The following is a 14,475-nucleotide window of genomic DNA, read 5'->3' on the forward strand; positions in this document are numbered from 1 at the left end:
CACATGACGCTCCCCCACCCCCCCCCCCCCTGCTGACCGCGAACATCCGGGCCTTCCCGGTCATGGTCAGGAACGAGATGTTCCCCCGGGTTGAACCCTTTGCATATGAGGATTCGGCAGCATTGGGAGAACTCGATGCCGACGCCGGCTGGGAGGCAGGGCGGTGGGAAGAAGTCCTGGACGATTACTTCGACGAACATGACGACATCGGCACCGGCCCCGACGCCAGGGGCCCAGGGTTGCTCATCATCACCGAGAAGCCGGGAACCTGGACAGTCCGCCAGATCTTCGATGACCCGGCAGGAAACCACGACTGGGGAATCTCCGCGGAAGTGGACCTCGCAGCGTCAGATGAGACCGGCACCGCGGTGGTGCGGGTGACAGACGTCAGCAGGCTCTAGGTCCACCGTGGAACCAGTTCCTGATCTGACCGCCGGCTTGGCGGAGGTGGAGGCCTTGCGCAATGTCCGGCCGGCAAGCTGTACTGGTTCGCGTCGTTGGTGGGGTGGCCACCTTGATGTAGAGGGCTTGGCGCTGGGTTCGGTTCAAAGCGCAGCAACAGCGCTTGGTGTGCTGACTGATTCTCCAGGGAGATACTCGGTTGACTCAGGGCTGACTGCAGCTTCTTTTGATTCTCTCGGACACCTTCGGATCGCTGGCCGGAAGCCGCAGGGCTTCGCTCCGTCATCCGGATTCCGGCGCACTGCGGACGGCTGGATCCGCCTCCACGCCAATTACCCTCATCACGCGGCACGCTTGATGGAAGCACTCTCCGCCACGGTGCCGCAGGACGTCGACCGTGCCCTGACCTCGATGACCTCTCTGGAGGCCGAGGCGGTGATCGTGGCACACCGGGGTGTTGCAACCGCTGTCCGAAGCCGTGAAGAGTGGTTTTCTTCCGATATGTACTCCGCGGCAAGCACTGGTCCTTGGATCAGCCTCGCCCCTCATGATGTTCAGTCCAAGGGGCCGGCTGCCTCTTCGTGGGTGCCTTCCGAGGACCCGCTCCTGCCGCTGGACGGATTGAAGGTGCTTGATCTCACCCGCGTCATCGCGGGGCCGACTGCCACACGTTTGCTGGGGGCGTTGGGTGCTGATGTCCTGAGGATCGATCCCCCTTTCCTTCCGGAGCTACCGGAGGCGTTCATCGACGCCGGGTTCGACAAACGCAGCGCCGAAGCTGATTTCAGGAACACCGGGGATCTGGCAGCTATCCATGGTCTTGTTTCCTCTGCGGATGTGGTGATCACCGGATACCGGAACGGAGTCCTGGAGAGGTTCGGTTTGGGCCAGGACGCGCTGCTGGTTGCCAGGCCGGACCTGGTGGTGGTCACGTTGAGCGCTTGGGGAAGTAGCGGGCCGTGGCGGGAGAGGCGTGGCTTTGACAGCCTCGTTCAGGCAGCTTGCGGGATCGCCGTATCGTACGGACAGCATGGCGACGACGGATGGAAACCTGGTGCGCTCCCCGTCCAGGCATTGGACCACGCTACTGGTTACGGGCTCGCGGCGGCAGTGCTGACTTTGCTCGCCGGCCGTGTGAGGACCGGCGCCGGTGGATCAGCAACGCTCTCTTTGGCTCGGACCGCTGAGGAGCTCTTCTCCCTGCCGTCCAGCCACCACGGAATCCCTGCAACCCCGCTCCCGGAGCCAGAGTACATTGTTGCCGACAGCCCCTACGGGCAGCTCAGATTTGTGGGGCCGCCACTTTCTGTTGACGGTACCCCTCTCAGCTATCGGCAGCCGCCGGTGCGTTATGGTTCCTCCACGCCAACCTGGCAGTAGGAAGCCGGCAAGCCCCTAGTAAGCTCGAATGCATGAGTGTAATCCGCCCCGCCACCGTTGACGACGTTCCTGCAATCCTGCGTATGATTCACGATCTTGCGATCTACGAAAAGGAACCGGACGCCGTTAAAAACACCCCGGCCATGCTCACCGAAGTACTCTTTGGCGAGAACCCGCGCGTCTACGCGAGCATTGCGGAGAACAGTGCCGGCACCGTTCAGGGTTTTGCCCTCTGGTTCTTGAACTACTCCACGTGGGAAGGCGTTCATGGCATCTACCTGGAGGACCTTTATGTGGTTCCGGATGCCCGGGGCGAGGGCCATGGCAAGGCGCTGTTGCAGCACCTGGCCGCCACCGCCGTCGAACGGGGTTATGCCCGCGTGGAGTGGAGCGTCCTGAACTGGAACGAGCCCTCCATCAACTTCTATAAGAACCTGGGTGCTTTCCCGATGGACGAATGGTCAACGTTCAGGTTGACCGGCGACGCGCTCCAGGCTTATGGGACGAACGTCAGTGAGGCGAAAGAGGCTCTTACCCATGGCTGAATTGTCAGTGGCTAAGCAGCGGTCCTCCGCCAGCGAGCACCGTATACAGGCCCGCCACGAATTCCGCGGACTCCGGACCGCGGAGCACTACTTCACCGTCCCTTTGGTACACCGGGAGGTGGTCCCCGGAGAGACGATCACCATCTTCGCCCGGGAGTACTCCTCCACGAGTCATACACCTCAGGAGGCCGCCGAGCTGCCGTGGCTCCTCTACCTTCAGGGTGGGCCAGGCGGCCGGGGTAACCGCGTCACCTCGCTGTCCGGCTGGATGAAGGCGGCAGCGAAGGACTTCCGCATCCTGATGCTGGATCAACGCGGCACAGGATTGTCCGCGCCCATAGAGCGGCAGTCGTTGGAGCTCCGGGGCGACGCCGCAGCGCAGGCGGACTACCTGACCCACTTTCGTGCTGACTCCATCGTGGCCGATGCCGAGCACATCCGGGGGGTTCTGGGCTCCGGGCCTTGGTCTGTGCTGGGACAAAGCTTCGGCGGCTTTTGCGCGCTGACGTACCTTTCGTTCGCCCCGGAGGGCTTGCGGGAGGTCATGATCACCGGTGGCCTGGCCCCCCTCCACGGGCCAGCGGACCGTGTCTATCAAGCAACGTTCCGTCGGGTTGCGGCGAGAAACGCCGAGTATTTCTCGTGGTACCCGGAGGACCGGGATAAAGTCACACGCATCGCCCGCCATCTGGAGCAGCAGCCTGAATTTCTCGCCAGCGGCGAACGGCTGACGCCGGAGCGTTTCCAAATGGTGGGGTCCTTCCTGGGCGGCAACACCAGGGTGGACGCCCTCCACTACCTTCTGGAGGACGCGTTCCTAGAGACGATCGACGGTGAGCGGTTGTCCGAATCGTTCCTTGAACAGGTACGGGCACTGGTCAGCCGTGCGGCCAACCCGCTCTATGCCGTCCTGCACGAGTCCATCTATGGCCAAAGCGAGGCAACCAACTGGGCGGCGTGGCGGGTCCTGGAGGACTTTCCCGATTTCAAACCCGACGCAGAAGAGCCACTGCTCACGGGGGAAATGGTGTATCCCTGGTACTTCGAACAAGACCCGGCGCTGGTCCCCTTGAATGACGTCGCCCAACAACTGGCGGCACGGAAAGACTGGAAACCTTTGTACGACCCCGCCCGGTTGGGGGTCAACACTGTTCCTGTCGCGGCAGCGGTGTACCAGGACGACATCTACGTGGACCACGATCTCTCGCTGGAAACCGCCGCAGCAGTGCGCGGACTCCAGACCTGGGTCACATCGGACTTCCACCACGACGGCATCGGCGAAGACGGAGAGGGCATTTTCCGCAGGCTCTTTGGCATGGTGCGAGCCCACCGCTAGGTGGATGTGCCATCCGACGGTCCGCTCCTCACAGCTGACGTACGCTGGCGGCCAGCAGTGGCGGCGGTCAAGGCAAGCACGGCTGCCGCCAGCACGCTGGAAGCAATGTTGAGGCCCTGATAACCGATCCAGGCAAGGAGCAGGCCGGACGTTGCGCCCCCGAGCGCTCCTGCGGCACCCATGAGGGTGTCCGAAACGCCTTGGACGGTGACCCGTTGATCGGGTTCAACGCTCTCGGCCAACAGCGTTGACCCGGCAATGGTTGCCGCGGACCAGCCAAGCCCCAGGAGAATCAGCCCTGCGGTCACCAAGACTGGCTCCCGCTGGCCGAACCCGGCGATGAACACCGCCACCAGAAGGAGCCCATGACCCATGGCAATGGTCTGGAAGCGGCCGGCCTTGTCCGTGAGCCAACCCCAGAGGGGCGAAAGGGCGAACATGCCGGCGATGTGGAGCGAAATGGTGAGCTCGATAACCACCAGTGCATCCGTACTGTCGGTGGTCCCGCCGTGGTGTCCCTCGTGCGATCCGCCCACAAGCTGTTGAAGGTGCAGCGGTGTCATGGACATAACCGCCACCATGACGCCGTGGGCGGCTACGACTGCCGCCAGTGCCAGCATCGCTTTCGGTGATGAACGAACGGCGCGAAGGCCTGACCGGATGGTTCCCCTGACGGGCTGCTCCCCTGGCACGCCGCTGACATCGGCTTCCGAAGCCAAACGCCGGGACAGCAGCAGCGGATCCGGCCTCAGGCCTGCGAACAGGAGACCAGCTGCCAGGAACAAACCGACAGCGGAGAACACGAAGGGGCCAGCGATCGGCGGAAGGCCAAGGGCGGCACCTACTGCGGCTCCCGGCTGAATTAGGTTAGGCCCTGCCACAGCTCCGATCGTGATGGCCCACACCACCGTGGACAGTGACCGTCCGCGGTGCTCCGGCTCGGCGAGGTCGACGGCGGCGAAACGCGCCTGCAGGTTCGCCGCCGTGCCAAGACCAAGGAAGGCTGCACCCAGCAAAAGCAGCATGAAGGACTGGCCCATGACAGATGCAATGATGAGCAGCGCCCCGACCATCGCGGCTACCAAACCGGTGACGAGTCCCACGCGGCGGCCGCGCGACTCAGCCAACCTGGCCAGCGGCAGTGCTGCAATTGCTGCGGCCAAGGTCAGGACGGTGGTGATGGAGCCCGCCCAGGCTTCGGAGCCTGATAAGTCGACGGCAAGCAGGGAGCCGATGGATAGTGTGGCCCCATTGCCGACACCGCTCAGCAGTTGTGCCGAACTGAGCAGGAAAACAGTACGGCGCTGAACCCGTTGTGGGTCCAGCGCCGTAGTTGAAGTGGTAGTCACTTCACGAGACTACAACTTTTGGAGTTCAGTTACTCTGCCTCGCTCATGGACTTTTTGGCATCTTCCTCAAGCCGGGCATCCAGTTTGGCTTGCCGTGCTTGCGGGCTCAGCAGGCTGGCGACCACAGCTACGACGATGGTGCCCACAATGACTGCCAAGGACACGTAGGTGGGGATTTCAGGAGCCCACTCGATGTGGCGGCCGCCGTTGATGAAGGGGAGCTCGTTCACGTGCATGGCGTGCAGCACAAGCTTGACACCGATGAAGGCCAGGATGACCGACAGGGCGTGCTTGAGGTAGACCAGACGTGTCATGAGCCCGCCGAGGAGGAAGTACAGCTGACGCAGGCCCATCAAGGCGAAGATGTTGGCAGTAAACACGATGAAAGCGCTTTGGGTGAGGCCGAAGATCGCGGGGATGGAGTCAACAGCGAACAGGAGGTCGGTCAAACCGATGGTCACGAAGACGATCAACATGGGGGTGAAGACCTTCTTGCCGTCCACGACGGTGCGGATCTTGTTGCCGTCGAACTTCTCGGACATCGGCAGGACCTTGCGGAGGCGGCCGATCAGGGGGTTCTCGGCGCCTTCTTCCTCGTCTTCGCCGGAATCCTTGGCTTGCTTCCATGCAGTCCAGAGGAGGAAAGCACCGAAGATGTAGAAGACCCAGCTGAACTGCTCAATGACAACGGCGCCCAGGGCGATGAAGATGCCGCGGAGGATCAGCGCGATGATGATGCCCACCATCAGCACTTCCTGCTGGTACTTACGGGGCACCGAGAAACGGGCCATGATGATGATGAACACAAAGAGGTTGTCGATGCTGAGGCTGTACTCAGTGACCCAACCAGCGACGAATTGGCCGCCGTACTCGGGGCCGGCGAATGCGAACATGGCTACTGCGAAAAGCAGGGCCAGTCCTACGTAGAAGCCAACCCACAGGCCGGCTTCCTTCATGGAAGGTTCATGGGGACGCTTGACGACCAACAGGAGGTCAATCAGCAGGATGATTCCAAGAACGACAAAGGAGCCGATCTCAAACCAGACGGGAAGCTGCATTAAAGGTGCCTTTCGCAGGGTACGGGAAAGCGGTGTAAGTCTCTCCGGCCTGCCAGGGTGCGGTGAATGCAGAATGTGGCGGCCCGCTAGATCCGGCGAGGCATCTGTGCCTTGCGTGCTGACGGACGTAGCGCTTGGGATACTCCCCTACGTGACCTCAACCTTACCTTAGGCGTGCCCGGCAGACTGCATCTGGCGTAATTCGCGCTTCAACTCCTTGACTTCGTCACGAATGCGGGCAGCGACTTCGAATTGCAGTTCAGCAGCCGCCCCGTGCATCTGTTCGGTCAGTTGTTCAATGAGGCCCACAAGGTCTTCGGCAGGAGCTGCGGCGAGGCCGTCCTGGCGAACCGTGGCTGCACCCTTGGTGGACGTCTTGCCGCGCTTGCCACCTTTGGCCAGCCGGTTGTTGTTGAGCAACTCCTGGGTGTCTGCGTCTTCCTTGGCCAGCTGATCGGTGATGTCGGCAATCTTTTTGCGCAACGGCTGGGGATCTATGCCGTGGTCCGTGTTGTATTGCACCTGGATGGCGCGGCGTCGGTTGGTCTCCTCAATGGCATGGGCCATGGAATCTGTGATCCTGTCCGCGTACATGTGTACCTGACCGGAAACGTTACGGGCGGCACGGCCAATGGTCTGGATCAGGGAGGTTGAAGAACGCAGGAAGCCTTCCTTGTCGGCATCCAGAATGCTGACCAGGGAAACCTCGGGAAGGTCCAAGCCTTCGCGGAGCAGGTTGATGCCTACCAGGACGTCGAAGACGCCCATGCGGAGTTCCCGGAGCAGTTCCACCCGCCGCAGAGTATCGACGTCGGAGTGCAGGTACTCCACCTTGACGCCGTGACCCACCAGGTAGTCCGTGAGATCCTCCGCCATGCGCTTGGTCAACGTGGTGACTAGAACGCGTTCGTTCTTTTCCGTGCGGGTCCTGATTTCCCCGAGAAGGTCGTCAATTTGTCCCTTGGTGGGCTTAACCACTACCTCGGGATCGATGAGGCCGGTGGGACGAATGATCTGCTGAACATAGCCATCTGCTTTACCGAGCTCGTACTTGCCCGGGGTTGCGGACAGGTACACGGTCTGGCCGATGCGTTCGAGGAATTCATCCCATTTCAGCGGTCGGTTGTCCATGGCCGAGGGTAGGCGGAAGCCGAAGTCCACGAGGTTTCTCTTACGGGACATATCGCCCTCGTACATGGCGCCGATCTGCGGAATGGTCACGTGCGATTCGTCCACCACCAAGAGGAAGTCGTCCGGGAAGTAGTCGATCAGGCAGTGCGGCGCAGTTCCAGCTTCGCGGCCATCGATGTGGACGGAGTAGTTCTCGATGCCGTTGCAGAAACCCATCTGCTGCATCATCTCGAGATCGTAGGTTGTGCGCATCCGGAGCCGCTGGGCTTCCACAAGTTTGCCTTGGCCCTCGAGGACCTTTAAGCGGTCAGCAAGTTCATCCTCGATCCGTTTGATGGCCCGGGCCATGCGTTCAGGACCAGCCACGTAGTGCGACGCCGGGAAGACGTACATCTCTTCTTCGTCCCGCAGCACCTCGCCGGTGAGGGGGTGGAGCGTTTGGATGTTCTCGATTTCGTCACCGAAGAACTCAATCCTGATGGCGAGTTCCTCGTACATAGGAATGATCTCCACTGTGTCGCCGCGGACCCTGAAGGTGCCCCGGTGGAAGTCCATGTCATTCCGGGCGTACTGCATGGAGACGAACTTCCGCAGAAGATGGTCGCGGTTCATTTCCGCGCCCTTGCGGATCGTCACCATGCCGGCGATGTATTCCTCGGGTGTGCCCAGGCCGTAGATGCACGACACCGTGGCCACCACGATGACGTCGCGGCGGGTCAGGAGGGCGTTGGTGGCCGAGTGCCGGAGTCTTTCGACTTCCTCGTTGATGGAGGAATCTTTTTCGATGAAGGTATCGGTCTGCGCTACGTACGCCTCGGGCTGGTAGTAGTCGTAGTAGGAGACAAAGTATTCCACTGCGTTGTTGGGCAGGAGCTCCCTGAATTCATTGGCGAGCTGCGCGGCAAGTGTCTTGTTCTGGACCATCACCAGGGTGGGACGCTGGACCTGTTCGATGAGCCACGCCGTGGTGGCACTCTTACCTGTGCCGGTGGCGCCGAGGAGGACTACGTCTTTTTCACCGTTGTTGATTCGTTCCGTCAGTTCTGCAATAGCAGTCGGCTGATCACCGGCGGGCTTGAACTCGCTGATCACTTCGAAAGGCGCGACGACACGGTTGATTTCCTGGGCAAGGCTCATGAAACCAATCTACCCCCGCCCCAGGACAGCTACTGTCCGCGTTTGCCTTCAGCAGAAGACATATACGACGGCGGCATCCAGCCTGTGCGTTGTGCCCACTCCTCCATGAGCGGCCAGGCAACATCGGTAAACCATGGTTCTTTGGCCTCCGCATAGGCGGCGGTGCCGCCATCCCCCGCACCGGCGTCAGCCAACTCAAGCTTATGCGCCTGATACTGCGCCGCTGCGGACTGATCTGACCGCAACCAATCACGGAACAGCAGCGCGTACCGCCATCCCGGTGAACCGGCTACCCTGACGTGCAGGTTCACCGCACGCCCGGGATCAGCATTGGCATGGAAACGCTTGTGCCACTGCGAGGGATCAGGGTGCGGGGACTTCGGAGTGTCGAGGGTAACCTCAGGCACCGCCGGGAAGCCGGCTGCCGCCAGGGCAGGGGCGATGCGGTCCGCTGATGCGAGATCAGCCACGGTCACTTGGAGATCGATCACGTCCTTCGCCGCCAGCCCCGGTACGGACGTTGAACCGATGTGGTCCACCGCGAGGATTTCCTGGGGTGCGGCCGCGGCAATCCGGTCTGCGAGCAGGACGCCTTGCCGGCTCCAATCAGCTGTTGCGGCAGCCAGAACCAGGCCACCTTGTCGGGTGGCCCTGACACCCCGGCTCAGGTTTTCCGCGAAGGGCACCAACCGCTGCTCCCACAGAGCATCAACCGTGGCGAGTAACTCTTCCCGGGTTCCTGAGTTGTTCAGTAGGACGTCGGCCGCGGCGTTGCGTTCCTCCCGCGTGGCCTGTGAGGCCATACGTGCCGCCGCGTCTTCCGCGGTCATCTGCCGAAACTCCAGCATGCGTTGAATGCGTACGTCATCGGGGGCATCGACCACCAGCACCAAGTGGAAGTTGCTGCCCTGCCCGCTTTCGACAAGTAAAGGAATGTCCTGGACCACGATGTCGCCGGGTCCGGCTCCTGAGATGGTGGCCGCAGCGGCCTGCCGGACCAGCGGGTGGACGATGCCATTGAGCACTTCACGCCGAGCAGGATCCTGGAACACGATTGCCCCGAGCTGAGGCCGGTCAAGTCGTCCCTGCGCATCCAGAATCCCAGGGCCGAATGCTTCCACCACGCGGGACAGGCCGGGAGTTCCAGGCTCCACCACCTCCCGCGCCAGGACATCTGCGTCCACAAGGACAGCACCCAATTCCCGCAATCTGGATGCCACCAGTGATTTCCCCGAGGCGATGCCGCCCGTCAGCCCAATCTTCAGCACCCTCCAACACTAGACTGAAGCGGTGGAAAAAGAGGATGACAGCCGCGCTGCAACATACACAACAATTGCGCCCGGCCCGGACTTCCGCCACGAACTGGAAATCCGCAGGTCGCGTTTTATTACAGTCCTTCGCCGGTCACAGAATGAGGAAACCGCACGCTCACTGGTCAGTGACCTTCGGCGCGAATTTCATGATGCCGGCCACCACTGCTCCGCCTTCGTCATCGGTCCCGATCGGATGATTCAACGCTCCAGTGACGACGGAGAGCCCTCGGGCACAGCCGGGATCCCCATGCTGGAGGCACTGATCAAGCGTGAGACGCTACCGAAGGTGGCAGACCTCAGCGACGTCAGTGTCGTCGTCGTGCGCTATTTCGGCGGGATCCTCTTGGGAGCGGGCGGGCTGGTCCGCGCGTACTCCGAGTCGGTCTCTGCGGCCTTGGACCTGGCTCCTTTGGTTCATCGGCGGCGGCTTCGTCTGTGCGCAGTGGAGGTCCCCCACGCAGATGCCGGACGTTTGGAAAACGACCTTCGCAATGCCGGGTACATCATGGCGGAGACCGGATACGAAGCCCGGCATGCCGTTCTGAGAATTGCCTTGCCTGATGATGCGGCCACCATCTCCGAGGCTCATGCCCGGCTGGCTTCCCTGACGGCGGGACATCGTGAGTTGCAGCCCCAGGGAACGGAGTGGGTAGACGTCCCCCTCTGAGTAGTTCGCACGAAGGGAAGACTAAGAACGGCCGAGAAGAGTTAAAGCAGAAGGACCCCTGCCCGGAGGCAGGGGTCCTTCTTTGGCTATTCAGCACATCCCGTGAGGGAGGCGGAATTAGTTGCCGGTCAGCTTCTCGCGCAGTGCGGCGAGTGCTTCGTCGGACGCCAGGGTACCAGCGTTGGACTCTGCAGCAGCCGGCTCCGAGGAGTAGCTCGTGGTGCCGGAATCGCTCTCACCGGACGTTGCAGCAGCAGCGTCGTCAGCAGCGTGCTGGGCAACCTGCTTCTTGTGAGCTTCCCAACGGGTCTGGGCGTCAGCGTACTGCTGCTCCCAAGCGGCGCGCTGGGTCTCGTAACCCTCGAGCCATTCGTTCGACTCGGGGTCGAAGCCCTCGGGGTACTTGTAGTTGCCCTCTTCGTCGTACTCAGCGGCCATGCCGTACAGAGCGGGATCGAACTCGGTGCTGTCGGCGTCAACGCCCTCGTTAGCCTGCTTGAGGGAGAGGGAGATACGGCGGCGCTCGAGGTCGATGTCGATGACCTTGACGAACAGTTCGTCGCCAACGGAGACAACCTGCTCGGCGAGCTCAACGTGGCGGACAGCCAGCTCGGAGATGTGCACGAGGCCTTCGATGCCGTCTTCGACGCGAACGAACGCACCGAACGGAACCAGCTTGGTGACCTTACCCGGAACAACCTGGCCGAGGGCGTGGGTGCGGGCGAAGGTCTGCCACGGATCTTCCTGCGTAGCCTTGAGCGACAGGGAGACACGCTCGCGGTCCAGATCCACTTCGAGGACCTCGACGGTGACTTCCTGGCCAACCTCGACAACCTCGGACGGGTGGTCGATGTGCTTCCAGGACAGCTCGGAAACGTGAACGAGGCCGTCTACGCCGCCCAGGTCCACGAATGCACCGAAGTTGACGATGGAGGAAACAACGCCGGGACGAACCTGGCCCTTTTCCAGCTTGTTGAGGAACGTGGAGCGAACCTCGGACTGGGTCTGCTCGAGCCATGCACGGCGGGACAGCACAACGTTGTTGCGGTTCTTGTCCAGCTCGATGATCTTGGCTTCGATCTGCTGACCGATGTACGGAGCGAGGTCGCGGACACGACGCATCTCCACGAGCGATGCGGGCAGGAAGCCACGCAGGCCGATGTCCAGGATGAGGCCACCCTTGACAACCTCGATGACGGTACCGGTAACGACGCCGTCTTCTTCCTTGACCTTCTCGATGTCGCCCCAGGCACGCTCGTACTGAGCGCGCTTCTTGGAGAGGATCAGACGGCCTTCTTTGTCTTCCTTGGTGAGAACCAAAGCTTCGACCTGATCGCCAACGGCGACGACGTCACCGGGATCAACATCGTGCTTGATGGAAAGCTCGCGGGAAGGGATGACACCTTCGGTCTTGTAACCGATGTCGAGCAGAACTTCGTCGCGGTCGACCTTGACGACGGTACCTTCGACGAGATCTCCGTCGTTGAAGTACTTGATGGTGGCGTCGACAGCTGCGAGGAAGTCCTCAGCGGTACCGATGTCGTTAATCGCGACTACGGGGGTACCGGGCTTCTCGGTGGAGGTGATGGTCATGTAGTAGGGGCTCCGTTGTGGATAGTTAGTCGGTCAGGCAAACCGCTGCCGTCCGGGTCCGGACGGCAGAACACGGCAAATTACCGGGTCATCCTGATTTGTGGATTAATACAAAATGGATGCATGCACGTAGTACACGCCCGTTTATTCTAGTCGCATAGGCAAAGCAGGGTCAAAAGGAGTGTTACGGCGTCAGGACGTCTCGGAGGCGGCCAAACGAGACTCCATGATCGAGAAGCCGCGGCAGGGAGCGCGCATATCCGCCAGCTGTGCCTGAGGCCGGCCTGTTGAAGTGTGAGATAACGATGTCACCGGCCGCAGCCCGCCCCACCTCGACGGCGACGGTGGCCGCCGAATAGGTGGCCCCGCCGTCGCCGTTAATCGTGAAGTTGACCGGCAGCAAACCGAGCCGTCGTGTCAGTTCTACAGCGACGTCGTCGTAGAACGCGGTTCCTGGACGGAAGAACTGCGGGACCTTTCCAGTGAGGTCCTGCAGGATCTGCTGGTTGCCCATCAGTTCATCGTAAGCCGCTGCAACAGAGGCGGTCCCCGGAATGCCGTAAGCGGACTTGCCGTTCACCGAGAGAGGCAGGTGGGCGGTGCCGTGATTGGCGAGTTCGAACAGCGGGTCGGCGGCCAGTTCTGCGGACAACCCCGGGTTGGCGTGAATCCATCGGCTGTTGATGAACAGCGTTGCAGGGACGTTGAGTCGACGAAGGGTCTCCAGGAGGGCGTGATCGCACCCCGTGCCTCCGTGACCTCCACAGGCATCAAAGGTCAAGGCAACTTTGGCGGACGCTGAACCATTCACCACCCCCGTCACGAGCAGCCCCCATTCTTTGGGGTGCCGCCCGGAGAACTCCGCCAGGATGTGCTGTTTCGACGGCGGGGCGGTTGCAGCTGTGGTCGGGGCGAGAGCTGCGGAGGCCTGCTCGCTGGACTTGGCAGCAATCGATGGCGGCGGCGTGGCCGGACCTGTTGCTGGCCCATGTCCCGTTGCCGGCCCGGATCCGGCGACTGTGGGTCCGGCCGAGCTGTCGCTGTTCGCGCATGCTGACAGTGCAGAAGAAGCCAATCCTGCCATTCCAAGCAGCACTGATCGCCGGCCGGCCAACGGCCGCCGCTTGGAATCCCCCATGGATGTCCCTATCTGATGATGACTATGTTGTTGGTGGTGGTTGCTTGACGCTGCCTAGAAGTGCGTCAGGCAGTGCACGGATCTTTCCACGGTAAACAGTTGCTGCGCCAAATAGGCGGCACCCGGACTGTGTTCGTGAAGGCGACCGGCCGCTGCCAAGGTCACCGGCGAAACAGCGCCAAGGTAAATGGAGGCGAGATCGGCGACGTCCAGGCTAAGGTCTGGCGCCTCGCCGGAGGCATCAGTGACGACGGCGGTGCTGCCGCCGTCGGACTCCAAAACCCAAGTGCCGCCCGCCATCTCCAGGGAATCGCTCACTTCCAGCACCAGCTTGCCGGCCGCAGGGAACTTCCTGGCGCGCAGGGCGGCCGGTGTATCCAGGATCCGGAGCCAGAGCATGTCGCGGATTTCAGAGGCATCGATGCACCTGGGATCCACCAGCGCCCATGCCAAGGGATCATCCACAGGCGCTTCGGCCCACGTCACCTCATCAATGAGATCAATGCTGCCCAGGAACCGCCACAAGTCCAGGTAAGCCGCGTTGCTCGCCGCTACGAGGTCCACGATTTCCATGGTGTACGGCTTGTGGTCCCATCCCTTGAAGCGGTAGGAAACGTAGCCGTCCAAAGACCCGGAAGGATCGTAGTGGAGGGCGCAGCGGACGGACGTATCCGGTTTACCGTCATGGCCGATGGAGCCAGAGGCCAGCAGGCGGTAATACTCCTGCCGGTCTACGGAACCTGGCGAGAGCCGCTGGACACGCTCGAAGACCTTCGGAGCAACGTCCAACAACACCGCGGGATCAGCGACTTCAACTGTGCCTTCCGGAAGGCCCCGGAGCTGGAAGCGCGGGCCCGTATCAACCTTGATGCTCCGCTCGAAGGTGGCTACACCAAAGCCAAAGCGGCCATAAATGGACGCTTCGGACGCCGTAAGGGCTGCAATCGCCAGGCCGTCATCCTTGGCAGCTTCCAAGTCTGCCGTCATCATGCCCCGCAGGATGCCGTTCCGCCGGTGGGTGCCCCGGACTGTCACAGCGGTGACGAGGTTGGATTCAAGCTGGCGGCCAAAACCTATGTTCAAAGCCTTACGCATGGTTGCGTACGTCGCCACCGGGACTTCTGTGCCAAGAGAATGTTCCGGGACGGTGCCATTGACGTAGACACCCGTCAGCTCGCGCTGATCTGTTTGGTACGACGCCAGGGTCTTGGCGAGGTACTCATCATCGCGCCGCTGCTGATGGAATCCGTGGGAGACAGCCTGTATCCAGGTGGCGCAACGGCTGTAGCCGGCGTGATCTGGGTCAGCTACGACGGGAAATCGTTGGACGGTGTACTTTCCGGACTTGGTTTCATTGGGATCGGCCACGCCTTTGAGCCTAGCCAGACGCCGAAGGGCGCGCCACCATCCCGGCGGCGCGCCCTTC

At 61.8% G+C, this 14,475-nt stretch carries 12 protein-coding genes; 5 read left to right on the forward strand and 7 right to left on the reverse strand.

All coding sequences use genetic code 11. The annotated features are described in order from the left end of the window. The 4 genes from AR689_RS09935 to AR689_RS09950 all read left to right on the forward strand — a co-directional run. The coding region (locus tag AR689_RS09935) for a DUF3516 domain-containing protein (RefSeq protein WP_156424567.1) at positions 1-401 on the forward strand (401 nt) is incomplete at its 5' end. Positions 402-408: 7 nt separating this feature from the next. Then, a complete protein-coding gene (locus AR689_RS09940; protein ID WP_082697882.1) occupies positions 409-1,782 on the forward strand; it encodes a CoA transferase in 1,374 nt (457 codons plus the stop codon). Between the two features lie 32 nt (positions 1,783-1,814). Beyond that, positions 1,815-2,327, forward strand: coding sequence for a GNAT family N-acetyltransferase (locus AR689_RS09945; RefSeq protein ID WP_062069726.1), 513 nt, complete (start codon positions 1,815-1,817; stop codon positions 2,325-2,327). Further along, complete coding sequence (locus AR689_RS09950; RefSeq protein WP_062069728.1) at positions 2,320-3,663, forward strand: alpha/beta fold hydrolase; 1,344 nt, start codon at positions 2,320-2,322, stop codon at positions 3,661-3,663. Before AR689_RS09945 ends, AR689_RS09950 begins: the two co-directional genes overlap by 8 nt. Here AR689_RS09950 and AR689_RS09955 read toward each other — a convergent pair. The 4 genes from AR689_RS09955 to coaE all read right to left on the reverse strand — a co-directional run bounded on the left by AR689_RS09955 (position 3,660) and on the right by coaE (position 9,606). Continuing rightward, a complete protein-coding gene (locus AR689_RS09955) occupies positions 3,660-5,012 on the reverse strand; it encodes an MFS transporter (RefSeq protein ID WP_062069730.1) in 1,353 nt (450 codons plus the stop codon). The genes AR689_RS09950 and AR689_RS09955 overlap by 4 nt on opposite strands. Before the next feature lie 29 nt (positions 5,013-5,041). Further along, positions 5,042-6,070 carry a TerC family protein gene (locus AR689_RS09960; RefSeq protein WP_062069732.1) on the reverse strand — a complete coding sequence of 343 codons (1,029 nt, stop codon included), beginning with the start codon at positions 6,068-6,070 and terminating at the stop codon, positions 5,042-5,044. Positions 6,071-6,238: 168 nt separating this feature from the next. Next, positions 6,239-8,338, reverse strand: a complete 2,100-nt coding sequence (gene uvrB, locus AR689_RS09965) for an excinuclease ABC subunit UvrB (protein ID WP_062069734.1) — start codon at positions 8,336-8,338, stop codon at positions 6,239-6,241. Between the two features lie 29 nt (positions 8,339-8,367). Continuing rightward, positions 8,368-9,606 (reverse strand): dephospho-CoA kinase, encoded by a 1,239-nt coding sequence (gene coaE, locus AR689_RS09970; protein WP_062069736.1) that lies wholly within the window; start codon positions 9,604-9,606, stop codon positions 8,368-8,370. A gap of 22 nt (positions 9,607-9,628) precedes the next feature. On the opposite strand from coaE, the gene AR689_RS09975 reads away from it, so the two are divergent. After that, positions 9,629-10,318, forward strand: a complete 690-nt coding sequence (locus AR689_RS09975; protein WP_062069738.1) for an IMPACT family protein — start codon at positions 9,629-9,631, stop codon at positions 10,316-10,318. Positions 10,319-10,435: 117 nt separating this feature from the next. On the opposite strand, the gene rpsA is transcribed toward AR689_RS09975, so the two are convergent. The 3 genes from rpsA to AR689_RS09990 form a co-directional block, all read right to left on the reverse strand. Next, entirely contained in the window at positions 10,436-11,911 is a 1,476-nt protein-coding gene (gene rpsA, locus AR689_RS09980; RefSeq protein ID WP_011774756.1) for a 30S ribosomal protein S1, read from the reverse strand. 184 nt (positions 11,912-12,095) lie between these two features. Continuing rightward, entirely contained in the window at positions 12,096-13,049 is a 954-nt protein-coding gene (locus tag AR689_RS09985; protein ID WP_062069740.1) for a polysaccharide deacetylase family protein, read from the reverse strand. A gap of 54 nt (positions 13,050-13,103) precedes the next feature. Then, complete coding sequence (locus tag AR689_RS09990; RefSeq protein ID WP_062069742.1) at positions 13,104-14,417, reverse strand: GNAT family N-acetyltransferase; 1,314 nt, start codon at positions 14,415-14,417, stop codon at positions 13,104-13,106. Positions 14,418-14,475: the final 58 nt, after the last annotated feature.

This window comes from Arthrobacter sp. EpRS71, assembly GCF_001512285.1.
In the GTDB taxonomy this organism is placed as follows: Bacteria; Actinomycetota; Actinomycetes; order Actinomycetales; family Micrococcaceae; genus Arthrobacter.

What these genes read in the sequence shown, in the direction of transcription:
- uvrB (WP_062069734.1), bottom strand. Translation starts at nt 8,338, where the DNA reads ATGAGCCTTGCCCAGGAAATCAACCGTGTCGTCGCGCCTTTCGAAGTG.
- rpsA (WP_011774756.1), bottom strand. Translation starts at nt 11,911, where the DNA reads ATGACCATCACCTCCACCGAGAAGCCCGGTACCCCCGTAGTCGCGATT.
- AR689_RS09960 (WP_062069732.1), bottom strand. Translation starts at nt 6,070, where the DNA reads ATGCAGCTTCCCGTCTGGTTTGAGATCGGCTCCTTTGTCGTTCTTGGA.
- AR689_RS09945 (WP_062069726.1), top strand. Translation starts at nt 1,815, where the DNA reads ATGAGTGTAATCCGCCCCGCCACCGTTGACGACGTTCCTGCAATCCTG.
- AR689_RS09950 (WP_062069728.1), top strand. Translation starts at nt 2,320, where the DNA reads ATGGCTGAATTGTCAGTGGCTAAGCAGCGGTCCTCCGCCAGCGAGCAC.
- AR689_RS09985 (WP_062069740.1), bottom strand. Translation starts at nt 13,049, where the DNA reads ATGGGGGATTCCAAGCGGCGGCCGTTGGCCGGCCGGCGATCAGTGCTG.